The sequence below is a fragment of the Cupriavidus sp. MP-37 genome (assembly GCF_020618415.1).
Taxonomy (GTDB): domain Bacteria; phylum Pseudomonadota; class Gammaproteobacteria; order Burkholderiales; family Burkholderiaceae; genus Cupriavidus.
Genome location: NZ_CP085344.1, coordinates 2,800,201 through 2,825,117 on the forward strand (window position 1 = coordinate 2,800,201; position 24,917 = coordinate 2,825,117).

The following is a 24,917-nucleotide window of genomic DNA, read 5'->3' on the forward strand; positions in this document are numbered from 1 at the left end:
TTGATATCTCTCCCCGATTACAGCTTCGACTGCGCCGCGTGCTGCAGCAGGTTGACCACGGACGGGTGCATCACGTCGGTAAAGGGCTTCGGGTGCAGGCCCATGTACAGCGTCATGAGGGCCAGCAGGCCGAGCATGACGAACTCACGCTTGTTCAGGTCGGCCAGCTCGCGCACGTGCTGGTGCACGACGTCGCCGAAGATCACGCGCTTGACCATCCACAGCGAGTAGGCGGCGCCCAGGATCAGCGCGGTGGCGGCCAGCAGGCCGATCCAGAAATTGAACTTGACCGCGCCCAGGATCACCATGAATTCGCCGACGAAACCCGAGGTGGCCGGCAGGCCGCAGTTGGCCATGGCGAAGAACACCGACAGCGCGGCGAACTTGGGCATGGTGTTGACCACGCCGCCGTAGTCCGCGATCTGGCGCGAATGCACGCGGTCGTACAGCACGCCGATGCACAGGAACATCGCGCCCGAGATAAAGCCGTGCGAGATCATCTGCACGATGCCGCCTTCGACGCCGATGTCGCTGAAGATGAAGAAGCCCAGCGTGACGAAGCCCATGTGGGCGATCGACGAATACGCCACCAGCTTCTTCATGTCGGCCTGCACCAGCGCCACCAGGCCGATGTAGATCACCGCGATCAGCGAGATGGTGATGATGAACGGCGCCAGGTAGTGGCTGGCGTCAGGCGCGATCGGCAGCGAGAAGCGCAGGAAGCCGTAGGCGCCCAGCTTCAGCATGATCGCGGCCAGCACCACCGAGCCGCCGGTCGGCGCCTCGACGTGGGCGTCGGGCAGCCAGGTGTGCACCGGCCACATCGGCACCTTGACCGCGAAGGCGACGAAGAAGGCCAGGAACAGCGCGATCTGCTCGTTCATCGACAGCTTGGCCTGGTGCCACTGCAGGATGTCGAAGGTGCCGGTCTTGTTGTACAGGTACAGCAGCGCGACCAGCGTCAGCAGCGAGCCCAGCAGCGTGTACAGGAAGAACTTGAAGGCCGCGTAGACGCGGTTCGGGCCGCCCCAGACGCCGATGATGATGTACATCGGGATCAGCGTGGCTTCGAAGAACACGTAGAACAGCATGCCGTCGAGCGCACAGAACACGCCCACCATCAGGCCCGACAGGATCAGGAACGACGCCATGTACTCGGCCACGCGCTCGGTGATCACTTCCCAGGCCGAGATCACCACGATCACCGTGATGAAGGCGGTCAGCACCACGAACCACATCGACAGGCCGTCAACGCCCAGCAGGTAGTGGATGTTGAAGCGCTCGATCCAGTTCGCCTTTTCGACGAACTGCATCGCCGCGGTGGCGCGGTCGAAGTTGAACACCAGCGGCAGCGTCACGACGAAGCTGGCGATCGAGCCGAACAGCGACATCCACCGCACGAAGCCCGGGCTGCGGTCCGAGCCGAAGGCCAGGATCAGCAGGCCGAAAAAGACAGGCAGCCAGATTGAGAAAGACAGAACCATTTCTATGTTTTCCTTGCTTGGTGCCTATCACTTGGTGCCGATCACGCCCGTGATCGTCAGCGTCAGCAGCACCAGCATGCCGACGATCATCGCGAACGCGTAGTGGTAGATATAGCCCGACTGCAGGTAGCGGCTGGCCGAAGCAAACGATGCCACCACGCGCGCCGCGCCGTTGACGAACAGGCCGTCGATCAGGCTCTGGTCGCCGCCCTTCCACAGGCCGGTACCGAGCAGGCGTGCGCCGCGGGCGAACACGGCCTGGTTGATGGCGTCCATGTAGTACTTGTTGTCGAGCAGCTTGTACAGGCCCGAGAAGCGGTTCTTGATCGCTTCCGGAATATCCGGGCGCTTCATGTAGAAGAACCACGACAGCACCACCCCGGCGATGGCCAGCCACAGCACGGGCGTGGTCAGCGAGTGCTGCGCCATCGCCACCCAGCCGTGGAACGCGGCCTTCAGCTCGGCCATGGCGTGGTGGTTCTCGCCGACGAAGATCACTTCCTTGAAGGCGATGCCGTTCTTGAAGAAGTCGCCGAACAGCATCGGCTCGATCGCGATCGCGCCGATGATCACAGACGGGATCGCCAGCAGCACCAGCGGCAGCGTCACCACCCACGGCGACTCGTGCGGCGTCTCGCCGGCGGCCAGGCCGTGGTGATGGTCGTGCGAGACTTCCTCGTCCTCGTGGTCGCCCTCATGGTGCTGGTGGGCGTGGTTCTGGCCCCAGCGCGACTTGCCATGGAACACCAGGAAGTACATGCGGAACGAGTAGAACGCGGTGACGAACACACCCGCCAGCACGGCGAAGTAGGCAAAGCCCGAACCGGCGATGTGCGACTCGGCCACGGCCTCGATGATCGAGTCCTTGGAGTAGAAGCCGGCGAAGAACGGCGTGCCGATCAGCGCCAGCGAACCCACCAGCGAGGTGATCCAGGTGATCGGCATGTACTTGCGCAGGCCGCCCATGTTGCGGATGTCCTGGTCGTGGTGCATGCCGATGATGACCGAGCCCGCGCCCAGGAACAGCAGCGCCTTGAAGAACGCGTGCGTCATCAGGTGGAACACCGCCACCGAGTAGGCCGAGGCGCCCAGCGCCACGGTCATGTAGCCCAGCTGCGACAGCGTCGAATACGCGACCACGCGCTTGATGTCGTTCTGGATGATGCCCAGGAAGCCCATGAACAACGCGGTGATGGCGCCGATCACCAGCACGAACGACAGCGCGGTGTCCGACAGCTCGAACAGCGGCGACATGCGCGCGACCATGAAGATGCCGGCGGTCACCATGGTTGCCGCGTGGATCAGCGCCGAGATCGGGGTCGGGCCTTCCATCGAGTCGGGCAGCCAGACGTGCAGCGGGAACTGTGCCGACTTGCCCATGGCGCCGATGAACAGGCAGATGCAGGCCACGGTGATCATCATCCAGTCGGTGCCCGGGAAGATCACGGTGGCGAGCTGGTCGCGCACGGCGAACACTTCGGTGTAGTTCATGCTGCCGGCGTAGGCCAGCAGCAGGCCGATGCCGAGGATGAAGCCGAAGTCGCCGACGCGGTTGACCAGGAACGCCTTCAGGTTGGCGAAGATCGCCGTCGGGCGGGTGTACCAGAAGCCGATCAGCAGGTACGACACCAGGCCCACCGCTTCCCAGCCGAAGAACAGCTGCAGGAAGTTGTTGCTCATCACCAGCATCAGCATCGAGAAGGTGAACAGCGAGATGTAGGCAAAGAAGCGGTTGTAGCCGGGGTCACCGTCCATGTAGCCGACGGTGTAGATATGCACCATCAGCGAGACGAAGGTCACCACCACCATCATCATCGCGGTCAGCGAGTCGACCAGGAAGCCGACCTCCATCTTCAGGCTGCCGATCGCCATCCACTCGTAGACGGTGCCGTTGTAGCCCGCGCCGTTCATCACGTCGAGCAGCACCATCACCGACAGCACGCAGGCAATGGCCACGCCGAGGATCGTCGAGGTGTGGGCCACGATCCGGCCGCCGCGCGACTCCGAGGAAAACAGGCCAAAGAACTTGGTACCGAACAGGCCGGCGATCGCGGAGCCGACTAGCGGCGCCAGCGGAATCGCAAGCAGCAGGTTGGGGTTGAGCGTGGTTGCCATAGGACGCTTAGTGGTGTGCGGTCGGTGAGTCTTGGGTATCTACGTAGTGCGCCACGGCTCAGCCCTTGAGGGTGTCGAGGTCGTCCACGTTGATCGTATCGAGGTTGCGGAACAGCACAACCAGGATGGCGAGACCGATTGCCGACTCGGCGGCGGCCACCGTGAGGATGAAGAAAACGAAAACCTGTCCTGCCAGGTCGCCCAGATAATGCGAGAAGGCGACGAAGTTGATGTTGACCGCGAGCAGCATCAGTTCAAGCGCCATCAGCAGCACGATCACGTTCTTGCGGTTCAGGAAGATGCCGACGATGCTGATCGCAAACAGGATCGCACCGAGCACGAGGAAATGAGCGAGAGAGAGCACAGCGATTTCTCCGGGCTTTAGTTCTTATTGGCGGCAGCCGCGGCTTCCGTCTGCTGGGTCTGGTCTTCGGCGGCCATCGGCACCAGGCGCACGCGTTCGTCGCGGCGGGTGCGCAGCTGCGCCGACACGTCCTGGGCCTTGACGTCCTTGCGGCGGCGCAGGGTCAGCGCCACGGCGGCGATGATCGCCACCAGCAGGATGATGCCGGCCACTTCGAAGGCGTAGATGTAGTCGGTGTAGATCAGCTTGCCGAGCGCGGCGGTGTTCGAGTAGCCCGGCTCCTGCGAGCCGCTGGCCGCCACCGGCGTGGTGGTGCCGATGAAGTTGCGCACCAGCACGATCGCCATCTCGGCGATGATCAGCGCACCGACGATCGAGGCCATCGGCACGTAGGTCCAGAAGTCGCGGCGCAGGTGCTCGATATCGATATCGATCATCATCACCACGAACAGGAACAGCACCATCACCGCGCCGACATAGACCAGCACCAGCAGGATGGCGAGGAATTCCGCCTGCAGCAGCATCCAGATCGCCGCGGCCGTGAAGAACGACAGCACGAGGAACAGTGCGGAGTGCACCGGGTTCTTCGCGGTGATGACTTTCAGTGCGGAGAGCACCAGCACCAGCGCAAAGACGTAGAAGATGGTGGTCGTGAGTTCCATGGTCCCTATCGGATCCTCTCTGGGCCGTCCGGCACAAGCCAACCCCTCGGGTGGCCCGCTCCTGCGGCATCCTTGCATTGGCCCCTGGCATTGCAGGGACCGCATTTCAATTCGGTGGCGGCGGCTGCCAGGTCTGCTGCTTGCGGCAGCCGCCAACCGGCGTTACTTCCGTGGCCGAAACTTCCGGCCGGCATCCGGCTTAGCGGTACTTCGCGTCGGCCGCCTTGGCCGCGGCGATCTGCGGCTCGTAGCGGTCGCCCACGGCCAGCAGCATGTCCTTGGTGAAGTACAGGTCGCCGCGCTTTTCGCCGTGGTATTCCAGGATCTGCGTTTCGACGATGGCGTCGACCGGGCAGGCCTCTTCGCAGAAGCCGCAGAAGATGCACTTGGTCAGGTCGATGTCATAGCGCGTGGTGCGGCGCGTGCCGTCGGCGCGCGCGTCGGACTCGATCGTGATGGCCAGCGCCGGGCACACCGCCTCGCACAGCTTGCAGGCGATGCAGCGCTCTTCCCCGTTGGGGTAGCGGCGCAGCGCGTGCAGCCCGCGGAAACGCGGCGAGATCGGCGTCTTCTCTTCCGGGAACTGGACCGTGATCTTGCGCGCGAAGAGATAGCGGCCGGTCAGGGCCATGCCCTTGAAGAGTTCCTTCAGGAGCAGGCTGTTGAAGAAGTCCTTGATGGCGAGCAGCATGATGCTTCCTAGTATTTCCACACGGTGCGCGCCCTGCCGGGCAGGCGCACCGTCGTTTGGCCGTTCAGTGCCAGATGTTCCACGGCGACTTGATCCAGATCGCCACGATGATCAGCCAGGCCACGGTCAGGGGAATGAACACCTTCCAGCCCAGGCGCATGATCTGGTCATAGCGGTAGCGCGGGAACGAGGCACGAATCCAGATGAACACGGACAGCAGCAGGAAAACCTTGATCAGCAGCCAGAAGAAGCCCGGGACCGCGTTGGTCACCACGCTCTCGAACGGAGGCGCCCAGCCGCCCAGGAACATCAGCGCGGTCATCGTCGAGATGATGATCATGTTGATGTACTCGGCCAGGAAGAACAGCGCGAAGCCCATGCCCGAGTATTCGATCATGTGGCCGGCGACGATTTCCGATTCGCCTTCGACCACGTCGAACGGGTGGCGGTTGGTTTCGGCCACGCCCGAGATGAAGTACACGCCGAACATCGGCAGCAGCGGCAGCCAGTTCCACGACAGGATGTTGATGCCCATGTCGGCGAAGTAGCCGGTGTTCTGGCCGTTGACGATGGCCGACAGGTTCAGGCTGCCGGCAACCATCAGCACCGTCACCAGGGCAAAGCCCATGGCGATTTCATACGACACCATCTGCGCCGCGGCGCGCATCGCGCCGATGAAGGCGTACTTGGAGTTCGAGGCCCAGCCGGCCAGGATCACGCCGTACACGCCGACCGAGCTGATCGCCATCACGTACAGCAGGCCGGCGTTGACGTCGGCCATCACCACCTCGGCCTGGAACGGAATCACGGCCCAGATCGCCACGGCCGGCATCAGCACCATCAGCGGGGCGATCAGGTACATGCCCCGGCTGACCTGCGTGGGCATCATGACTTCCTTGAGCAGCAGCTTCAGCACGTCGGCGATCGGCTGCAGCAGGCCCAGCGGACCGACGCGGTTCGGGCCGATGCGCACGTGCATCCAGCCGATCAGCTTGCGCTCCCACAGGATCAGGTAAGCCACGCACAGCAGCAGCGGCACCACGATGATCACGGCGCGGATCAGGATCCACAGCGGCGTCCAGTACGCGCCCAGTACGCCCTGCCCTTGCGAGGTAATCCAGTCAATCATGTCTTGTTCTCGCTCTTGTTCTTACGCCGTGGCCACGGTGCCGGTGGCCGGCGCCAGGTCAATGGCCTTCTCTACGGTGACCGTGCCGAACATCGCGCCCAGGCTCATCGCCGCCGGCGTTGCCGCCGGCACGCGCACGGTGTTGGCCGGCAGCGTGGCTTCGAGCACGGCCGGCAGCACCACGCTGCCCTGCCCTTGCGTGACCCGCACCGGATCGCCCGACTGGATGCCCAAGCTGGCGAACAGGTCGGCCGGCAGCGCGATCTGCATGGCGCGGCGCGCGGCGGCGCTCAGCTGCAGCGACTCGGCGCGGCGCACGATCGGGTCGGCATGGTAGATGGGCACGTCGGCGATGCGCTCGATGCCGTTGGCGGCCGCGGCGGACACGCGGATCGGCGCGTCGGTGGCGTTGTCCAGTTGCGCATCGACCGGGGCCGACAGCACTTCGGCGCGGACCGCCTCGGCGGTGTCGTAGTCGAAGCCGGCTACGTCGAGCAGGTTGCCCAGCACGCGCAGCACCTTCCAGCCCGGGCGCGCTTCGCCCAGCGCGCGCACCACGCCGTTGAAGCTCTGCGGCTTGCCCTCGCAGTTGATGAAGGTGCCCGCGGTTTCGGTGAACGGGGTCACCGGCAGGATTACGTCGGCATACTGCATCGCCGCTTCCGAGCGGAACGGCGACAGCACCACCACGGTGCCGGCCTGGGCCAGCGCGGCCAGCGCCTGGCGCGGGTCGGCGGCGTCGAACTCGGGTTCGGTGTTCAGCAGGATGTAGGCCTTGCGCGGCGTGGCCAGCATGGCCTGCGCATCGGCGCCGCCCTGCTTCGGCAGCGCGCCGGCGACATAGCCGCCGACGGTGTTGGCGGCTTCGGTCAGGAAGCCCAGCGTGGCGCCGGTTTCGGTGGCGATCCACTGCGCCAGCGCGTGCAGCGCCGAGAACTGCGGATGGCGCACGGCCTCGTTGCCGAGGAACACCGCGCGGCGCTCGCCCGACAGCAGCGCTTCGGCGGCCTTGGCGGCGGCATCGCCGCCGTCGAAGCCGGCGGTGGCGACCGGGGCGGCCACGCCCTTGGCGGCGGCCACGGCGCGGGCCACGCCGGCCAGCGCGGCAGTCCAGCCCGACGGCGCCACGTCGATACGGGTGGCGGGCATCAGCAGGTCTTCACCGCCGGCACCCAGCACGGTCACGCGGGCGCCCTTCTTGGTCGCCTGGCGCAGGCGCGAGGCCAGCAGCGGATGATCCTTGCGCAGCGACGAGCCGATCACCAGCGCGCGCTGCAGGTTGGTCACGTCGGCCACCGGCATGCCCAGCCACGGGGCGCCCTTCGGTGCGGCCGAGAAATCGGTCTGGCGCAGGCGGAAGTCGACATTGTCGCTGCCCAGGCCGCGCATCAGCTTGCCCAGCAGGAACAGTTCTTCCAGCGTGCTGTGCGGGCTGGCCAGGGCGGCGATCTGGTCGGCGCCATGCTCGCGCTTGATGCCGGCGAGGCCATTGGCCACGTATTCGAGCGCGGTCTGCCAGTCGGTTTCCATCCATTCGCCGCCCTGCTTCAGCAGCGGGCGGGTCAGGCGGTCGGCGCTGTTCAGGCCTTCATACGAGAAGCGGTCCTTGTCGGAGATCCAGCACTCGTTGATGTCTTCGTTTTCGAGCGGCAGCACGCGCATCACGCGCTGGTTCTTGGTCTGCACCACCAGGTTGGCGCCGAGGCCGTCGTGCGGCGACACCGACTTGCGGCGCGCCAGTTCCCAGGTGCGGGCCGAGTAGCGGAACGGCTTGCTGGTCAGCGCGCCGACCGGGCACAGGTCGATCATGTTGCCCGACAGTTCCGAATCGACGGTCTTGCCGACGAAGGTGGTGATTTCCGAGTGCTCGCCGCGGTTGAGCATGCCCAGCTCCATCACCCCGGCCACTTCCTGGCCGAAGCGCACGCAGCGGGTGCAGTGGATGCAGCGGGTCATCTCCTCCATGGAGATCAGCGGGCCCACGTTCTTGTGGAACACCACGCGCTTTTCTTCCTTGTAGCGCGACTCCGAGGCACCGTAGCCCACGGCCAGGTCCTGCAGCTGGCACTCGCCGCCCTGATCGCAGATCGGGCAATCCAGCGGGTGGTTGATCAGCAGGAATTCCATCACCGACTTCTGCGCCTTGACCGCCTTCTCCGAATTGGTGAAGACCTTCATGCCGGGGGTCACCGGCGTGGCGCAGGCAGGCAGCGCCTTCGGGGCCTTCTCGACCTCGACCAGGCACATGCGGCAGTTGGCCGCGATGGACAGTTTGCGGTGGTAGCAGAAGTGCGGGATGTAGGTGCCCAGCTTGCGGGCGGCTTCCATCACCAGGCTGCCCTCAGCAACCTCAACCTTCTTGCCGTCGATCTCTAGTTCAACCATGTTCTGCCACGCTTAGATGTAGGCCGGAACCATGCACTGCTTGTGTTCGACGTGATATTCGAACTCTTTCCAGTAGTGCTTGAGCATGCCGCGGACCGGCATCGCCGCGGCATCGCCGAGCGCGCAGATGGTGCGGCCCATGATGTTTTCCGCGACGTTGTTGAGCAGGTCCAGGTCTTCCTGGCGCCCTTCTCCGTGTTCGATGCGATTGACCATGCGGTACAGCCAGCCGGTGCCTTCGCGGCACGGCGTGCACTGGCCGCACGATTCCTCAAAGTAGAAGTACGACAGGCGCAGCAGCGAGCGGACCATGCAGCGCGTCTCGTCCATCACGATCACCGCGCCCGAGCCCAGCATCGAGCCGGCCTTGGCGATCGAGTCGTAGTCCATGTCGGACGCCATCATCAGGTCGCCCGGCACCACCGGCGCCGACGAGCCGCCCGGGATCACCGCCTTGATGCGCTTGCCGCCGCGCATGCCGCCGGCCAGTTCCAGCAGCTTGGCGAACGGCGTGCCCAGCGGGATCTCGTAGTTGCCGGGACGCTCGACGTCGCCCGAGATCGAGAAGATCTTGGTGCCGCCGTTGTTCGGCTTGCCCATCTTCAGGTAGTTCTCGGGGCCGACCGCCAGCAGGAACGGCACCGCGGCGAAGGTCTCGGTGTTGTTGATGGTGGTGGGCTTGCCGTACAGGCCGAAGCTGGCCGGGAACGGCGGCTTGAAGCGCGGCTGGCCCTTCTTGCCTTCCAGCGATTCGAGCAGCGCGGTTTCCTCGCCGCAGATATAGGCGCCGTAGCCGTGGTGGGCGTGCAGCTGGAAGCTGAAGCCCGAGCCCAGGATGTTGTCGCCCAGGAAGCCGGCGGCGCGCGCTTCTTCCAGTGCCTGCTCGAAGATCTTGTATTCGTTCCAGATCTCGCCGTGGATGTAGTTGTAGCCCACGGTGATGCCCATCGCATACGCGCCGATGGCCATGCCCTCGATCAGCGCATGCGGGTTGTAGCGGATGATGTCGCGGTCCTTGAACGTGCCGGGCTCGCCCTCGTCGGTGTTGCAGACCAGGTATTTCTGACCCGGGAAGGTGCGCGGCATGAAGCTCCACTTCAGGCCGGTCGGGAAGCCCGCACCGCCGCGGCCGCGCAGGCCCGAGGCCTTGACGTCGGCGATCACCTGCTCGGGCGGAATCTTCTCGGTCAGGATGCGCTTCAGCTGCTGGTAGCCGCCGCGCTTGACGTAGTCTTCCAGGTGCCAGTTGTTGCCGTCCAGGCCGGCCAGGATCAGCGGCTGGATATGGCGGTCGTGCAGACAGGTCATGTTACTTGCCCCCCTTGGCAGCCTCGGCCTTCAGTTCTTCGACCAGGGCGTCGAGCTTGTCGTCGCTCATCCAGCTGCACATGCGGGTGTTGTTGACGATCATCACCGGGGCGTCGCCGCAGGCGCCCATGCACTCGCCTTCCTTCAGCGTGAAGCAGCCGTCCGCGGTGGTTTCGTTGTAGTCGATGCCGAGCTTGCGCTTCAGGTAATCGCCAGCCCGCTCGCCGCCCGACAGGGCGCACGGCAGGTTGGTGCACACGGTGAGCTTGTACTTGCCCACCGGCTTGGTGTCGTACATGTTGTAGAAGGTCGCCACCTCTTCCACCCACACGGGCGGCATCTCGAGGTAGTTGGCGACGAACTGCATGACTTCGGGGGAAACCCAGCCCACCTCGCCCTGCGCCACGGCAAGCGCCGCCATCACGGCCGACTGCTTCTGGTCGGCCGGATACTTCGCGATCGCGCGATCGATTTCCTTGAGAGCTTCTGCTGATAGCATGGTCATTGCAGTAAAACGCCGGAGACAGCGCCACCGGGCGTCTCTCCGCAGGTTTGCAGCCGTCGCTGCCGTTCCGCCGGCGGGCCTGAGGCCGTGCCGGTCCGCCGCGGGTCTTCCGGGACGCTCCGCCCGGCGGAGCCCCTCGGAAAGCGCCCGGATCGTCGTCCGGGCCGGCGGTCCGTGATTAGCGGTCGATCTCGCCGAAGACGATGTCTTGCGTGCCGATGATCGTTACCGCGTCAGCAATCATGTGTCCCTTGGCCATTTCGTCCAGCGCGGCCAGGTGGGCAAAACCGGGGGCCCGGATCTTCAGGCGGTACGGCTTGTTCGCGCCGTCCGAGATCGCGTAGATGCCGAACTCGCCCTTGGGGTGTTCCACCGCTGCGTAGGCCTCGCCTTCGGGCACGTGGATGCCTTCGGTGAAGAGCTTGAAGTGGTGGATCAGTTCTTCCATGTTGGACTTCATGTCCACGCGCGAGGGCGGCGCCACCTTGTGGTTCTCGGTGATCACCGGGCCCGGGTTGCGGCGCAGCCATTCCACGCACTGCTTGATGATGCGGTTGGACTGGCGCATCTCTTCCACGCGCACCAGGTAGCGCGCGTAGCAGTCGCCGCCCACGCCCACCGGCACGTCGAAGTCCAGCTTGTCGTAGACCTCGTACGGCTGCTTCTTGCGCAGGTCCCACGCAATCCCCGAGCCGCGCAGCATCGGGCCGGTAAAGCCCATCTGCAGCGCGCGTTCCGGGCTGACCACGCCGATGTCCACCAGGCGCTGCTTCCAGATCCGGTTGTCGGTCAGCAGCGTCTCGTATTCGTCGACGTACTTCGGGAACCGGTTGGTGAAGTCCTCGATGAAATCGAGCAGCGAGCCCGAACGGGCTTCGTTCATGGCCTTGATGGCGCGCTCGTTGTGTACCTTGGACGCGCGATATTGCGGCATCGTGTCAGGCAGGTCGCGGTACACGCCGCCCGGACGGTAGTAGGCCGCGTGCATGCGCGCGCCCGACACCGCCTCGTACATGTCGAACATGTCCTCGCGTTCGCGGAACGCGTACAGGAACACCGCCATCGCGCCGACGTCGAGCGCGTGCGAGCCGATCCACATCAGGTGGTTCAGCAGGCGGGTGATTTCGTCGAACATCACACGGATGTACTGCGCGCGCACCGGCACCTCGAGGCCCAGCAGCCGCTCGATCGCCATCACGTAGGCGTGCTCGTTGACCATCATCGACACATAGTCGAGGCGGTCCATGTAGGGCACGCTCTGGATCCAGGTCTTCTGCTCGGCCAGCTTCTCGGTGGCACGGTGCAGCAGGCCGATATGCGGGTCGGCGCGCTGGATGACTTCGCCGTCCAGTTCCAGCACCAGGCGCAGCACGCCGTGCGCGGCCGGGTGCTGCGGGCCGAAGTTCAGGGTGTAATTCTTGATATCTGCCATGACGCGTTCTCAGTACTCCACGCCGCCGTACTTGTCCTCGCGGATCACGCGCGGCGTGAGTTCGCGCGGCTCGATCGTGACCGGCTGGTAGATGACCCGCTTCTGGTCGGGGTCGTAGCGCATCTCGACAAAGCCGGAAACCGGGAAGTCCTTGCGGAACGGATGGCCGACGAAACCGTAGTCGGTCAGGATGCGGCGCAGGTCCGGATGGCCGTCGAACACGATGCCGTAGAAATCGAAGGCTTCGCGCTCGAACCAGTTGACCGAATTCCACACGTTAATCAGCGACGGCAGCACCGGGAAGTCATCGTCGCTGGCGAACGCGCGCAGGCGCAGGCGCCAGTTGTGCGTGACCGACAGCAGCTGCGAGACCGCGGCAAAGCGCAGGCCGTCCCAGGCGCCATCGCCATACTCGGAATAGTCCACGCCGCACAGGTCGATCAGCTGCTCGAAGCGCAGCGACGGATCGTCGCGCAGGATCTGCGCCACTTCCAGGTAGTCGTCGGCCTTGACGATCAGCGTCAGTTCGCCGGTCGCCTCGACCAGCTTCTGCACGCGCTTGCCGAGAGCTTTCTCGAGCGCGGCTTTCAGGGTATCGAGCTTCGCCATTTCAGCCCTTGCGCGCGATGGTGTTGGTACGCTTGATCTTGTTCTGCAGCTGGATCACGCCGTAGATCAGCGCCTCGGCCGTCGGCGGGCAGCCCGGCACGTAGATGTCCACCGGCACGATGCGATCGCAGCCGCGCACCACCGAATACGAATAGTGGTAGTAGCCGCCGCCGTTGGCGCACGAGCCCATCGAGATCACCCAGCGCGGTTCCGCCATCTGGTCGTAGACCTTGCGCAGCGCGGGGGCCATCTTGTTGCACAGCGTGCCGGCCACGATCATCACGTCGGACTGGCGCGGCGACGGACGGAAGATCACGCCGAAGCGGTCCATGTCGTAGCGCGCGGCGCCGGCATGCATCATTTCCACGGCACAGCAGGCCAGGCCGAAGGTCATCGGCCACAGCGACCCGGTGCGGGTCCAGTTGATCAGCTTGTCAGCGGTAGTCGTGACAAAGCCTTCGTTGAGAACGCCTTCGATTGCCATTTCACATCACTCCCAATCGAGCGCGCCCTTTTTCCAGATGTAGACGAAGCCCACGATGAATTCCAGCAGAAACACGCCCATGGCGATGAAACCCGGCCAGCCGATATCCTTCAGGGCAACGCCCCACGGAAACAGGAAGGCGGTTTCGAGATCGAACAGGATAAACAGGATGGCGATGAGGTAGTAGCGCACGTCGAACTTCATGCGCGCGTCCTCGAACGCTTCGAAGCCGCACTCGTAGGGAGACAGCTTCGCCGGATCGGGCTTGTTCGGACCGAGGATCCGACCGATCGACATCAGTGCCACGCCAAGCACGACACCGAAGATGATGAAGATGAGAACGGGGAAGTAGGCTTCGAGATTCAAGGTACGGCCAGCCTTATCTGGAATGTTGTCAACAGCACCAGCTGAAGCGGCGTCCTGTTGCCCACCCCAGGCGCTAAGCCACGAGAATCATGGCGCGCCGCCTTGCGGACTGCCGGAGCCCCATGCGCGGGTGCATTGCCCGGCCAGGGACTCCGATCAAGTTGTTTGGTGCCGACGGCGAGACTCGAACTCGCACAGCTTTCGCCACTACCCCCTCAAGATAGCGTGTCTACCAATTTCACCACGTCGGCTGGGGGAGAAACAATATTGCCTGGCGCCGGGTTTTCAGGCCCTTCAGGTCCGTTACAAAGGCTTTCGTCTTTGCGCGGAACCCCTCGCTGGGGAATCGTTTCAAGCCTTGCATTCTAACCCAAATTTCTTGCTTTGTTCAACGCACAACTGCAAAAAAACTCAGGAATCCGCCGCAAGGCAATCGGATTATTTCGGTACGGCGGGGGCTGCGGGCGCCGATGCGTCCGCGGCGGCAGCCGGTGCTGCGGCCGGCGCCGAGGCACCGGCCACGGCGGGCGCCGATGCCGGCGCCGCGCCCATCACGCCCAGCGAGGCAGCGGGCTTGTAGTTGCCCAGCAGCGTCAGCGCCAGCGTGCAGACAAAGAACAGCGTGGCCAGCACGGCGGTGGTGCGCGACAGGAAGTTTGCCGAGCCGGTCGCGCCGAACAGGCTGCCCGACGCGCCCGAGCCGAAGGCCGCGCCCACGTCGGCGCCCTTGCCATGCTGGATCAGCACCAGGCCAATCACGCCCAGCGCCGACAACACCTGCAGCACCACCAACAAAGTCTTGAAGATTGCCATTTGATTTAAATAAGCCTTACTGGCTGGTTACTTGCCTGATCGCTCGATCGGAACGGCCGGCATTCAGGCGTTGCCGATCGCGAGAAAATCTTCCGACTTCAGCGAGGCGCCGCCGATCAGGCCCCCGTCGATATCGGTCATCGAAAACAGTTCGGCCGCATTGTCGGGCTTGACGCTGCCGCCGTACAAGATCGCCATGCGCTCGGCCACGCCCGCATCGCGCGCCGCCACCTGGCCGCGCAGGAAGGCATGCACGGCCTGCGCCTGCGCGCTGGTGGCGGTCTTGCCGGTACCGATGGCCCACACCGGCTCATACGCCAGCACCACGCGGCCCAGTTGCTCGACGGTCAGCGCCTCGAGCACGGCCTGCAGCTGCCTGCCGACCACGGCCTCGGTCTCGCCCGCCTCGCGCTGGGCCAGAGTCTCGCCCACGCAAACCACCGGCACGATACCGAACTCGAGCGCGCGCAGCGCCTTGGCCGCGACGGCCTGGTCGGTCTCGCCATGGTAGGTGCGGCGCTCGGAGTGGCCGACCAGCACATAGCTGCAGCCGAACTCGCCCAGCATCGACGCCGCCACTTCGCCGGTGAAGGCGCCGCGCGCTTCCGCCGAGACGTCTTGTGCACCCCAGGCCACTTTGGAGCCATTCAGCAGCGCCTGGCATTGTGCAAGATAGGGGAACGGCGCGCAGACCGCCAGCGTCGCGCCGGTCACACCGGCGCCAGCCTGGATGCCTTCCAGCAGAGCCGCGTTGGCAGCCAGGCTGCCGTGCATCTTCCAATTGCCGATGACGAGCTTTTGTCTCACGAGGTGCCCCTCCCAAATCAAACCCGCTATTGTAGCGTGTGGCAGGGGCAAGGCGCTACGCCCGCCGGCTTACCAGGTCAGCACGATCTTGCCGATATGCTCGCTCGACTCCATCAGCCGGTGCGCTTCGGCCGCCTGCGCGGCCGGGAACACCTGGTGGATCACCGGCTTGATCTTGCCGGCCGCCAGCAGCGGCCACACCTGCTCGTGCAGCGCCGCGGCGATCTTGCCCTTGAACGATGCCGGGCGCGGACGCAGCGTCGAGCCGGTCACGGTGATGCGCCGGCGCAGGATGTCGCCCAGAGGAATCTCGGCCTTGGCGCCGCCCAGCAGCGCGATGATAACGATACGGCCATCGTCGGCGACGCACTTGAGCTCGCGCGCCAGGTACGGGCCGGCGACCATGTCGAGAATCACGTCGACACCCTTGCCGCCGGTCAGCGCAGCGACTTCGGCGACGAAGTCCTGGGTCTTGTAGTTGATGGCGCGGTCGGCGCCGAGGTCTTCGCAGGCCTTGCACTTTTCGTCGGTACCGGCGGTGACGAATACCTTGAAGCCCAGCGCCTTGGCGATCTGGATCGCGGTGGTGCCGATGCCGCTCGAGCCGCCCTGGATCAGCAGGGTTTCATCCTTGCCGCGCGGACCCTGGCCCAGGTAGCCGCGATCGAACACATTGCTCCACACGGTGAAGAACGTCTCCGGCAGCGCCGCGGCCTCGATATCGCTCAGCCCTTGCGGCGCGGGCAGGACCTGCGCCAGCGGCGCGGTGCACAGCTGCGCGTAGCCGCCGCCCTGCACCAGCGCGCAGACGCGGTCGCCCACCTTGAGGCCGAAGCGGTTGTCGGCATGCTGGAGGTCACCACCCACTACCACGCCCGCCACCTCCAGGCCGGGCAGGTCCGATGCGCCCGGCGGCACCGGGTAGTTGCCGGTGCGCTGGAACACGTCGGGACGGTTGACGCCGGCGGCAGCCACGCGGATCAGGACTTCGCCCGCGCCCGGCACCGGGTCGGGACGCTCGGTCAGCTGGAGGACTTCGGGGGCGCCGTATTCGCGGATCTCGATGGCTTGCATGCTTGCTGCTCCTTGTCTTCTGTCGGGTCGGTGTGAGCTTGCGCTCGATTGGGTTGCCCGGCAGTGTAAACAAAAAAACGGCTGGACATGGTCCAGCCGTTTTGTGGTGGCGCCCCCATCCGGAGGCGCCGGCAGGCAAGACTGCCCGCAGGTGTTACTGCTGTTCCGAAGCGCCGGCCGGTGCTGCCGGTGCGGCGCTCTCGCCGGCGTTGATCGGGCTGATGCTGCCGCCCTCTTCGGCCAGCGCGGCCTTCAGCGACAGGCGCAGGCGGCCCTTCTCGTCGGCCTGGATCAGCTTGACGCGGACCTGCTGGCCTTCCTTCAGCCAGTCCTTGATGTCCTTGACACGCTCGTTGACGATTTCCGAGATGTGCAGCAGGCCGTCCTTGCCCGGCAGGATGTTGACGATGGCACCGAAGTCCAGCAGCTTCAGCACGGTGCCGGCGTAGATCTTGCCCACTTCGGCTTCCGCGGTGATGCCCTCGATGCGGCGCTTGGCTTCGGCCATGCCCTCGGTCGAGGTCGAGGCGATGGTGATGGTGCCGTCTTCCTGGATGTCGATGGTGGTGCCGGTTTCCTTGGTCAGCGCCTGGATGGTCGAGCCGCCCTTGCCGATCACTTCGCGGATCTTGTCCGGATGGATCTTCATGGTGATCATGCGCGGCGCGTGCGCCGACAGCTCGGTGCGGGCGTGGCCCATCGCTTCCTGCATGTTCGCCAGGATATGCAGGCGGCCTTCCTTGGCCTGCGCCAGCGCGACCTGCATGATCTCCTTGGTGATGCCCTGGACCTTGATGTCCATCTGCAGCGCGGTGATGCCGCTGTCGGTGCCGGCCACCTTGAAGTCCATGTCGCCCAGGTGGTCTTCATCGCCCAGGATGTCGGTCAGCACGGCGAACTTGTTGCCTTCCAGGATCAGGCCCATGGCCACGCCGGCCACGTGCGCCTTGACCGGAACGCCCGCGTCCATCAGCGCCAGGCAGCCGCCGCAGACCGAAGCCATCGACGACGAACCGTTGGATTCAGTGATTTCCGACACCAGGCGGATGGTGTAGGCGAATTCATCGTCCTTCGGCAGCACCGGGATCAGTGCGCGCTTGGCCAGGCGGCCGTGGCCGATTTCGCGGCGCTTCGGGCTGCCCACGCGGCCGGTTTCACCGGTGGCAAACGGGGGCATGTTGTAGTGGAGCATGAAGCGGTCGCGGTACTCGCCGGCCAGCGCGTCGATGATCTGCTCGTCGCTCTTGGTGCCGAGCGTGGCCACCACCAGCGCCTGGGTCTCGCCGCGGGTGAACAGCGCCGAGCCGTGCGCGCGCGGCAGCACCGACGAACGGATCTCGATCGGGCGCACGGTGCGGGTGTCGCGGCCGTCGATGCGCGGCTCGCCGTTCAGGATCTGGCCGCGCACGATCTTGGCTTCCAGGTCGAACATGATGTTGCCGACCTCGACCTTGTCGGCTTCGACGCCGGCTTCGGCCAGCGCGGCGGCGACGTTGGCCGACACTTCCTTCAGCTTCTGGCTGCGCGCCGACTTCTGGCGCAGCTGGTAGGCCTCCTGCAGCAGCGGCAGCGCAACTTCGGTGACCTTGGCGATCAGCGGCTCGTTCTTGGCCGCCGGGGCCCAGTCCCACTCCGGCTTGCCGCCTTCGCGCACCAGGTCATGGATGGCGTTGATGGCGATCTGCATCTGCTCGTGGCCGTAGACCACGGCGCCCAGCATCACGTCTTCGGACAGCTGGTTGGCTTCCGATTCCACCATCAGCACGGCGCGCTCGGTGCCGGCCACCACCAGGTCCAGGTCGGACGTGGCGATCTGCGAGCGGGTCGGGTTCAGCAGGTACTGGCCATCCTTGTAGCCCACGCGCGCGGCGCCGACCGGGCCGTTGAACGGGATGCCCGACACCGCCAGCGCGGCCGAGGCGCCGATCAGCGCGGGGATGTCGGCCGGGACTTCGGGGTTCAGCGAGACCACGTGCACCACCACCTGCACGTCGTTGTAGAAGCCTTCCGGGAACAGCGGACGCAGCGGACGGTCGATCAGGCGCGAGGTCAGGGTCTCGTTTTCCGACGGACGGCCTTCACGCTTGAAGAAGCCGCCGGGGATCTTGCCGGCGGCGTAGGTCTTCTCGATGTAGTCGACGGTCAGCGGGAAGAAGTCCTGGCCCGGCTTCGGGCTCTTGGCGGCGACCACGGTCGCGAGCACCACGGTGTCTTCCACATCGACCAGCACCGCACCGCCGGCCTGGCGGGCGATTTCGCCGGTCTCCATGCGGACCGTGTGCTGGCCCCACTGGAATTCCTTGACGACCTTGTTGAACATGGACATGTGCATTCCTTGACTTGCGTGCTGGCCGCGCGATCTACGCAATGACACGCGCGCGGCCGGCGACGCCTGCGTTCTCAGCCGCAGGCAAACTGCCGGGTTGCCGGTCGCGGTCGCAGGGAAGTGCTATGCCATTCCAGCGCGGCACCGGCGTGGCGATGCCGTGCTGGAATGACACAAAGCCCTGTTTCCTTGCCCGATCCGGGTGTGGGATAAAAAGAACAACTTACTCCGTTGCGCGGCTTGCCGCAACGGCGCCCGCGCCATGGACATGGCCGGGCGGTGTGAAGCGAAAATCACTCCATTCACAGCCTGCAATGCCGGCGACGCGGATTCGCCCCGCCAGAAATGCAAAATGCCTGCCCAGCAATGCTGAAGCAGGCATCGAGGCCTCACGCGAAACCGTGCAAACCCTGGAATCGCGCTGCCATCGGACGCAACCTTACTTGCGCAGACCCAGCTTTTCGATCAGGGCGCGGTAACGGTCGGCATCGTTCGACTTGAGGTAGTCCAGCAGGCGGCGACGGCGGCTCACCATGCGCAGCAGGCCGCGGCGGCTGTGGTGGTCCTTCATGTTGGCCTTGAAGTGCGGGGTCAGTTCGTTGATGCGGGTGGTCAGCAGGGCCACTTGCACTTCGGGGCTGCCGGTGTCGTTGGCGCCACGGGCGAACTGCTTGATGACTTCGGACTTGTTGATATCGGCGACTGCCATGATGATTTCCTTTCACTTGCGAACGCCACAGCGCGGGATGCGCCGCATGCGTCGTGCCATCTAATGACTGGCTGCTTGCCGCCACCGGACCAGGGGCCAGGTAACGACAGCCGCGGATTATAGCTGAAAAGCCGGCGCAGGAGTACCCGGCGCCCCGCCGCTGCTCACGGACGTTCCATCCGGCAGGTGGTCGGCAGCGTGGTCTGCGCCGCCTTGAGCTTGCGCACGGTACGGAAGCCGTAGCCGGAGCCTTCGTTGTCGAAGCGCACGGCGCCGCCCCGGTGCTCCATCACCGACACGTACAGCGGCTGCAGCACCTGGTGGTCGTCGGCCCGCACCGTGGCTTCGTGGAAGTCGTTGACGTAGCGCATGTGCTCCAGCGCGCGCGCCACCTTCACCGCATCGGTGGAGCCGGCCTGCGTGATCGCGCGCGCCAGCATCTCGACCATCATCTGCATGCGCAGGTGGACGTAGTCGTCCTTGGGCTCCGGATAGCGCGCGCGGAATTCCTGGTAGAACGCATCGGACGCCGCCCCGCCCACGTTGGGATGCCACTCGGCCACCGCCAGCACGCGCCCCACGCCGGCATCGCCCATCGCCGCCGGCGCGCCCAGGCCATTGCCGTAGAAGGTGTAGAACTTGGCCCGCAGCCCGCCCTCGCGCGCGGCCTTGACCATCAGCGTCAGGTCGTTGCCCCAGTTGCCGGTGATGACCGCGTCCGCGCCGCTGGCCTTGATCTTGGCGATATAGGGCGCGAAGTCCTTGATCTTGCCGATCGGATGGAATTCGTCGCCGACGATCTGGATATCGGGCCGGCGCGCCGCCAGCATCTCGCGCGCCGAGCGTGCCACCTGATGGCCGAAGCTGTAGTCCTGGTCGATCAGGTAGACGCGGCGCACGGACTGGTCCTGGCGGATCACCTCGGTCAGCGCCTGCATGCGCATGTCGGCGCTGGCATCGAAGCGGAAATGCCAGAAGCTGCAGTTCTCGTTGGTCAGGCTGGGATCGACCGCGGAATAGTTCAGGAACAGCACGCGCGCGTCCGGCTGGCGCGCGTTATGGCGGTTGATCGCCGACACCAGCGCCCCCGCCACCGCCGAGCTGTTGCCCTGCAGGACAAAGGGGATGCGCTTGTCGGTCAGCGCGCGCAGCTGGATCAGGCTTTCGTCGACATTGCCCTTGCTGTCGAAGGTGACCAGTTCGAGCGGGCGCGCACCTTCCGCGGTCTTGACGCCGCCGCGCGCATTGATGCGCTCGATCGCCAGGCGCAGGTTGCGCGCCACCGCTTCGCCGGCATTGGCGAACGGGCCGGACAGGCCGTCGATCATGCCCAGCCGGATCGGCTCCTGCGCCGATGCGCCCGCCGCTGCCGCCAGCAACAACCCGCCCAGCCATCCCCGCCACCGCGCCGCAACCGTCATTCGTCTCTCCTGGAAAGCGCTGGATGGTACGGCAGCGCCCGGTTACGGGCAAATATCGGCCCGCTCCAGCCCTTCGCCGCGGATTTCACGGAGAACCCGTCCGGTTATCGGCAGATCCGCACAAAAGCAGCGTCTGGCGCACACCTCGCCTGCCGCACTACACTTGCGGTATCTGCACTCCATACATCGATCGAGGTCTTGCCATGAATTCCGACATCGCCAAGGGCGCACGCCGTCTCGTGCTGGCGCTGAGCGTCGCCATGCTGTCCGCCTGCGCCACGCTGATGCCGGAGCAGGAAGGGAGCCGGCTGGTGGGCCAGCCGCAGGCCGCGGTGCAGGCCATGTTCGGGCCGCCCACCGATGTGTTCCCGCTGCGCGACGGCACCACGCGCTGGATCTACTCGAAGCAGCCGATGGGCCAGTATGCCTATGGCGCCGACTTCGACCGCAACGGCAACCTGACCGCGTTCCGCAACATGCTGTCGACGCCGGAGCTGTACAAGGCGCAGGTCAACACCTGGACCAAGCGCGACGTGGCCGAGCACTTCGGCATGACGCGGCTGCCGGTCAGCTACTACCCGCGCATGCGCAACGAGGTCTGGTCCTACCGCTTCCGCCACGAAGACGTATGGCCGTCGCTGTTCCACTTCTATTTCGACGATGCTGGCGTGCTGCGCCGGACCCAGATCACGCCCGACCCGCTCTACGACCCCGACGAGCGCCGCCTGTTCTGACTCGGGACTGTCCATCCATGAAAAAGCCCGCCATCCCCGGGTCGGGAATGGCGGGCCTGGTCCGTACGTTCGGGCCGGGTAGGCCTTCCGCCGTCTGCGCAGGAATCCGGATCAGATCTGCGGGTTGATCTTCTGCACGGCCTTGTCGTGCAGCTTGTTCAGCGCGGCCAGGTAGGCCTTGGCCGAGGCCGCGACGATATCCGGGTCGGTGCCCACGCCGTTGACGATGCGGCCGGCCTTGGACAGGCGCACCGTGACTTCGCCCTGCGCCTCGGTGCCGCCGGTGATGGCGTTCACTGAATACAGCACCATCTCGGCGCCGCTGGCCACGCGCGACTCGATCGCATGCAGGGTGGCGTCGACCGGGCCGTTGCCCTCGCCTTCGCCGCTCTGCTCCTGGCCGTCCATGCTGAACACCACGCGCGCGTGCGGACGCTCGCCGGTTTCCGAGCGCTGCGACAGCGAGATGAAGCGGAAGTGTTCGTTGGCGTCGTGCTGCGCCTCGTTCGAAACGATGGCGACGATGTCTTCGTCGAAGATCTCGGCCTTCTGGTCGGCCAGTTCCTTGAAGCGCGTGAAGGCGGCGTTGACCTCGCTCTCGCTGTCGAGTTCGATGCCCAGTTCCTGCAGGCGCTGCTTGAACGCGTTGCGGCCCGACAGCTTGCCCAGCACGATCTTGTTGGCGGTCCAGCCCACGTCTTCGGCGCGCATGATCTCGTAGGTGTCGCGCGCCTTGAGCACGCCATCCTGGTGGATGCCCGAGGCATGCGCGAAGGCGTTGGCGCCGACCACGGCCTTGTTCGGCTGCACCGCGAAGCCGGTGATCTGCGACACCAGCTTGGACGCCGGCACGATCTGCGTGGTGTCGATGCCGAGGTCCAGGTTGAAGTAGTCGCGGCGGGTCTTCACCGCCATCACCACTTCTTCGAGGCTGGTGTTGCCGGCACGTTCGCCCAGGCCGTTGATGGTGCATTCGATCTGGCGCGCGCCGGCCATCTTGACCGCGGCGAGCGAGTTGGCCACGGCCATGCCGAGGTCGTTATGGCAGTGCACCGACCAGACCGCCTTGTCCGAGTTGGGAATGCGCTCGCGCACCGAGCGGATCAGCTCGGCATAGCCTTCCGGCACGGCGTAGCCGACGGTATCGGGCAGGTTGATGGTGGTCGCGCCCTCGGCGATCACGCCTTCGAGCACGCGGCACAGGAAGTCCATGTCCGAGCGGCTGCCGTCTTCCGGCGAGAACTCGATATCGTCGGTGAACTGGCGCGCAAAGCGCACCGCCAGGCGCGCCTGCTGGTAGACCTCGTCCGGCGTCATGCGCAGTTTCTTCTCCATGTGCAGCGCGGAGGTGGCGATGAAGGTGTGGATGCGGAACGAGTTGGCGGGCTTGAGTGCCTCGGCGGCGCGGGCAATGTCCTTGTCGTTGGCGCGGGCCAGCGAGCAGATGGTGGAGTCCTTGACCACCTGCGCGATCGAGCGGATCGCTTCGAAGTCGCCATTGGAGCTCGCGGCGAAACCGGCCTCGATCACATCGACCTTCAGGCGTTCCAGCTGGCGCGCGATGCGGATCTTTTCCTCGCGGGTCATGGAGGCGCCGGGCGACTGCTCGCCGTCACGCAAGGTGGTGTCGAAAATGATGAGTTTGTCAGACATGGTGTGGAGCTCCTGATTGCTTATCGTGTGCTGTCCCCGGCATGCTGCGTCCGGGGCTTTACCGCCTGTTCCGCGCTCCACGGCTGTGGAATGCAAAACGCCCCGGCGTGCATGGAGCAGGCCGGGGCGTTGGAATTTCCTTGCGGATTTCGCGCTAAGGGGTAAGTCCGTCCTTAGCGCGCGCGCGTCCCGACCTGATGGCCTAGTAGGCCACCTAGGGTGGTGCGGGCGATTAGGACTTGGCGCGAAATCATGGCTGCGACTATAGCCGACTTGGCGCGCACGCGCAACACAGGGTTTTGCCGCACGCGCCGCGGGTCATTGCCTCAGCCCTTGGGCGGGATGCGCAGCTTCTGGCCCGGATAGATCTTGTCCGGGTGGCTCAGCATCGGCTTGTTGGCCTCGAAGATCTTGTTGTACTCGGCGCCGTTGCCGTAGGCGGCCTGCGCGATCGCCCACAGCGTGTCGCCCTTGACCACGGTGTGCCAGCCCGACTCCGCGGACTCGACGTTGACCGACATCTTGTCCTCGACCTTGTCGACGCCCTCGACATTGCCCGCGCACAGGATGATCTTCTCGCGCGTGGCCTGGTCGGGCGCGACGCCGAACACGGTGACCAGACCCTGCGAGCCGTCGACCTGCACCATCAGCCCGGTGGCATCCAGCCCCATCTTCTTGATATACGCCTCGATCGCGTCGCCCGCGGCGCGATTGGCGGCATCGACCTTCTCCGCCGATGCATCCGCCGCGGCCGCTGCCTGCGCCGCCTTGGCCTCGCCGGTGCCGAACAGCTTTTCTCCCGCTTCCTTGATGAAGTCGAACATGCCCATGACATCCTCCTGACGGTGGGTGGAAAACACTGCAGAGTGCCACGTCCGCATGGACGCGGCATGAAAACAATGGTGAACGCCGCAATGCATGAAGGGCGCCTGAGCGCCCTTCTGCGGTTTATTCCCGCGGCTTCTTCTCGATTGCCGGCTTGCCGTGCAGGGCCCGCCAGGCCCACAGCACATAGCCCGAAATCGCGTAGGCCACGAACAGCCCGAACAGCGCCACCGGCGGATCGGTCGAGACCACCACGAACAGCACCAGGACCAGCACCATCATGCCGAACGGCACGCGATAGCGCACATCGAGCGCCTTGCCGCTGTAGAACGGCGCGTTGGACACCATCGACAGCCCCGCGTACAGCGTGATGCCGAACGCCACCCACGGCATCCACAGCTCCTTGACCGGCAGCTTGTTGTCGATCACCAGCCAGACGAAGCCGGCCACCAGCGCGGCCGCGGCCGGGCTGGGCAAGCCCTGGAAGAAGCGCTTGTCGATGACGCCGATATTGGCGTTGAAGCGCGCCAGACGCAGCGCCGCGCAGGTGCAGTAGACAAAGGCGGCGATCCAGCCCCACTTGCCCAGGTCATGCAGGATCCATTCGTACATCACCAGTGCCGGCGCCACGCCGAACGAGGTCATGTCCGACAGCGAGTCGTATTGCTCGCCGAACGCGCTCTGCGTATTGGTGATGCGCGCCACGCGCCCGTCCATGCCGTCGAGCACCATGGCGGCGAAGATGGCGATGGCGGCCGCGTCGAAACGCATGTTCATCGCCTGCACGATGGCAAAGAAGCCGGCGAACAGCGCCGCGGTGGTGAAGGCGTTGGGCAGCAGGTAGATGCCGCGCCGGCGCGGGCGCTGATAGACGATGTCGTGGTCGTCGGCGGCTTCGTCGTCGAAGTCTTCGTCGGCGCCGCGCAGCTGGTTGTGGCGGAACGGCCGCAGGTGGGTCACGTTGCCGCTGGTGCCGCGCTTGTTACGTCGATGGAAGGCAACCATCACAGTCCTCCGGTCA

The 24,917-nt window shown here is 65.3% G+C and carries 23 protein-coding genes and 1 tRNA gene; 1 reads left to right on the top strand and 23 read right to left on the bottom strand.

From position 1 onward, the window contains the following. Positions 1–17 precede the first annotated feature (17 nt). The 20 genes from LIN44_RS12920 to LIN44_RS13015 form a co-directional block, all read right to left on the bottom strand. The gene (locus tag LIN44_RS12920; protein ID WP_116294697.1) at positions 18–1,484 is read right to left on the bottom strand and encodes an NADH-quinone oxidoreductase subunit M; all 1,467 of its coding nucleotides are present in this window, start codon (positions 1,482–1,484) and stop codon (positions 18–20) included. A 27-nt stretch (positions 1,485–1,511) separates the two neighbouring features. Further along, positions 1,512–3,599 carry an NADH-quinone oxidoreductase subunit L gene (nuoL, locus tag LIN44_RS12925; RefSeq protein ID WP_227312414.1) on the bottom strand — a complete coding sequence of 696 codons (2,088 nt, stop codon included), beginning with the start codon at positions 3,597–3,599 and terminating at the stop codon, positions 1,512–1,514. Between the two features lie 58 nt (positions 3,600–3,657). After that, on the bottom strand, positions 3,658–3,963 hold the full coding sequence (gene nuoK / locus LIN44_RS12930) for an NADH-quinone oxidoreductase subunit NuoK (RefSeq protein WP_018005450.1): 306 nt from the start codon (positions 3,961–3,963) through the stop codon (positions 3,658–3,660). Between the two features lie 17 nt (positions 3,964–3,980). Then, positions 3,981–4,625 (bottom strand): NADH-quinone oxidoreductase subunit J, encoded by a 645-nt coding sequence (locus tag LIN44_RS12935; RefSeq protein WP_227312415.1) that lies wholly within the window; start codon positions 4,623–4,625, stop codon positions 3,981–3,983. A gap of 199 nt (positions 4,626–4,824) precedes the next feature. Next, a complete protein-coding gene (gene nuoI / locus LIN44_RS12940) occupies positions 4,825–5,316 on the bottom strand; it encodes an NADH-quinone oxidoreductase subunit NuoI (protein ID WP_010809124.1) in 492 nt (163 codons plus the stop codon). A gap of 64 nt (positions 5,317–5,380) precedes the next feature. Continuing rightward, on the bottom strand, positions 5,381–6,445 hold the full coding sequence (gene nuoH, locus LIN44_RS12945) for an NADH-quinone oxidoreductase subunit NuoH (protein ID WP_227312416.1): 1,065 nt from the start codon (positions 6,443–6,445) through the stop codon (positions 5,381–5,383). Between the two features lie 21 nt (positions 6,446–6,466). Then, positions 6,467–8,830 (bottom strand): NADH-quinone oxidoreductase subunit NuoG, encoded by a 2,364-nt coding sequence (gene nuoG, locus LIN44_RS12950; protein ID WP_227312417.1) that lies wholly within the window; start codon positions 8,828–8,830, stop codon positions 6,467–6,469. Positions 8,831–8,842: 12 nt separating this feature from the next. Continuing rightward, complete coding sequence (gene nuoF, locus LIN44_RS12955; protein ID WP_062797760.1) at positions 8,843–10,138, bottom strand: NADH-quinone oxidoreductase subunit NuoF; 1,296 nt, start codon at positions 10,136–10,138, stop codon at positions 8,843–8,845. Between the two features lies 1 nt (position 10,139). Further along, the gene (gene nuoE, locus LIN44_RS12960) at positions 10,140–10,637 is read right to left on the bottom strand and encodes an NADH-quinone oxidoreductase subunit NuoE (protein ID WP_026164101.1); all 498 of its coding nucleotides are present in this window, start codon (positions 10,635–10,637) and stop codon (positions 10,140–10,142) included. 184 nt (positions 10,638–10,821) lie between these two features. Next, entirely contained in the window at positions 10,822–12,075 is a 1,254-nt protein-coding gene (locus LIN44_RS12965) for an NADH-quinone oxidoreductase subunit D (protein WP_227312418.1), read from the bottom strand. 9 nt (positions 12,076–12,084) lie between these two features. Continuing rightward, on the bottom strand, positions 12,085–12,684 hold the full coding sequence (locus tag LIN44_RS12970) for an NADH-quinone oxidoreductase subunit C (RefSeq protein ID WP_227312419.1): 600 nt from the start codon (positions 12,682–12,684) through the stop codon (positions 12,085–12,087). A 1-nt stretch (position 12,685) separates the two neighbouring features. Next, the gene (locus LIN44_RS12975) at positions 12,686–13,168 is read right to left on the bottom strand and encodes an NADH-quinone oxidoreductase subunit B family protein (RefSeq protein WP_008643342.1); all 483 of its coding nucleotides are present in this window, start codon (positions 13,166–13,168) and stop codon (positions 12,686–12,688) included. 6 nt (positions 13,169–13,174) lie between these two features. Beyond that, complete coding sequence (locus LIN44_RS12980) at positions 13,175–13,534, bottom strand: NADH-quinone oxidoreductase subunit A (RefSeq protein ID WP_012352330.1); 360 nt, start codon at positions 13,532–13,534, stop codon at positions 13,175–13,177. Positions 13,535–13,700: 166 nt separating this feature from the next. Next, positions 13,701–13,785 (bottom strand) — tRNA-Leu (locus tag LIN44_RS12985). A 187-nt stretch (positions 13,786–13,972) separates the two neighbouring features. Continuing rightward, positions 13,973–14,347, bottom strand: a complete 375-nt coding sequence (secG, locus tag LIN44_RS12990) for a preprotein translocase subunit SecG (RefSeq protein ID WP_010809132.1) — start codon at positions 14,345–14,347, stop codon at positions 13,973–13,975. A 63-nt stretch (positions 14,348–14,410) separates the two neighbouring features. Next, positions 14,411–15,121, bottom strand: a complete 711-nt coding sequence (tpiA, locus tag LIN44_RS12995; RefSeq protein ID WP_255638344.1) for a triose-phosphate isomerase — start codon at positions 15,119–15,121, stop codon at positions 14,411–14,413. Between the two features lie 102 nt (positions 15,122–15,223). Next, positions 15,224–16,228, bottom strand: a complete 1,005-nt coding sequence (locus tag LIN44_RS13000; protein ID WP_227312421.1) for an NAD(P)H-quinone oxidoreductase — start codon at positions 16,226–16,228, stop codon at positions 15,224–15,226. Between the two features lie 154 nt (positions 16,229–16,382). Then, entirely contained in the window at positions 16,383–18,554 is a 2,172-nt protein-coding gene (pnp, locus tag LIN44_RS13005) for a polyribonucleotide nucleotidyltransferase (RefSeq protein ID WP_227312422.1), read from the bottom strand. A gap of 439 nt (positions 18,555–18,993) precedes the next feature. After that, positions 18,994–19,263 carry a 30S ribosomal protein S15 gene (gene rpsO, locus LIN44_RS13010; RefSeq protein ID WP_010809136.1) on the bottom strand — a complete coding sequence of 90 codons (270 nt, stop codon included), beginning with the start codon at positions 19,261–19,263 and terminating at the stop codon, positions 18,994–18,996. A gap of 164 nt (positions 19,264–19,427) precedes the next feature. Then, positions 19,428–20,684, bottom strand: a complete 1,257-nt coding sequence (locus tag LIN44_RS13015) for a branched-chain amino acid ABC transporter substrate-binding protein (RefSeq protein ID WP_227312423.1) — start codon at positions 20,682–20,684, stop codon at positions 19,428–19,430. Positions 20,685–20,887: 203 nt separating this feature from the next. On the opposite strand from LIN44_RS13015, the gene LIN44_RS13020 reads away from it, so the two are divergent. Next, positions 20,888–21,418, top strand: a complete 531-nt coding sequence (locus tag LIN44_RS13020) for a hypothetical protein (protein ID WP_227312424.1) — start codon at positions 20,888–20,890, stop codon at positions 21,416–21,418. Positions 21,419–21,529: 111 nt separating this feature from the next. Here LIN44_RS13020 and LIN44_RS13025 read toward each other — a convergent pair whose 3' ends face one another. The 3 genes from LIN44_RS13025 to pssA all read right to left on the bottom strand — a co-directional run bounded on the left by LIN44_RS13025 (position 21,530) and on the right by pssA (position 24,901). After that, complete coding sequence (locus tag LIN44_RS13025; protein ID WP_111519555.1) at positions 21,530–23,071, bottom strand: 2-isopropylmalate synthase; 1,542 nt, start codon at positions 23,069–23,071, stop codon at positions 21,530–21,532. 326 nt (positions 23,072–23,397) lie between these two features. Further along, positions 23,398–23,901, bottom strand: a complete 504-nt coding sequence (lysM, locus tag LIN44_RS13030; RefSeq protein ID WP_116294687.1) for a peptidoglycan-binding protein LysM — start codon at positions 23,899–23,901, stop codon at positions 23,398–23,400. 118 nt (positions 23,902–24,019) lie between these two features. After that, entirely contained in the window at positions 24,020–24,901 is an 882-nt protein-coding gene (pssA, locus tag LIN44_RS13035; RefSeq protein ID WP_227312425.1) for a CDP-diacylglycerol--serine O-phosphatidyltransferase, read from the bottom strand. Between the last annotated feature and the right edge of the window lie 16 nt (positions 24,902–24,917).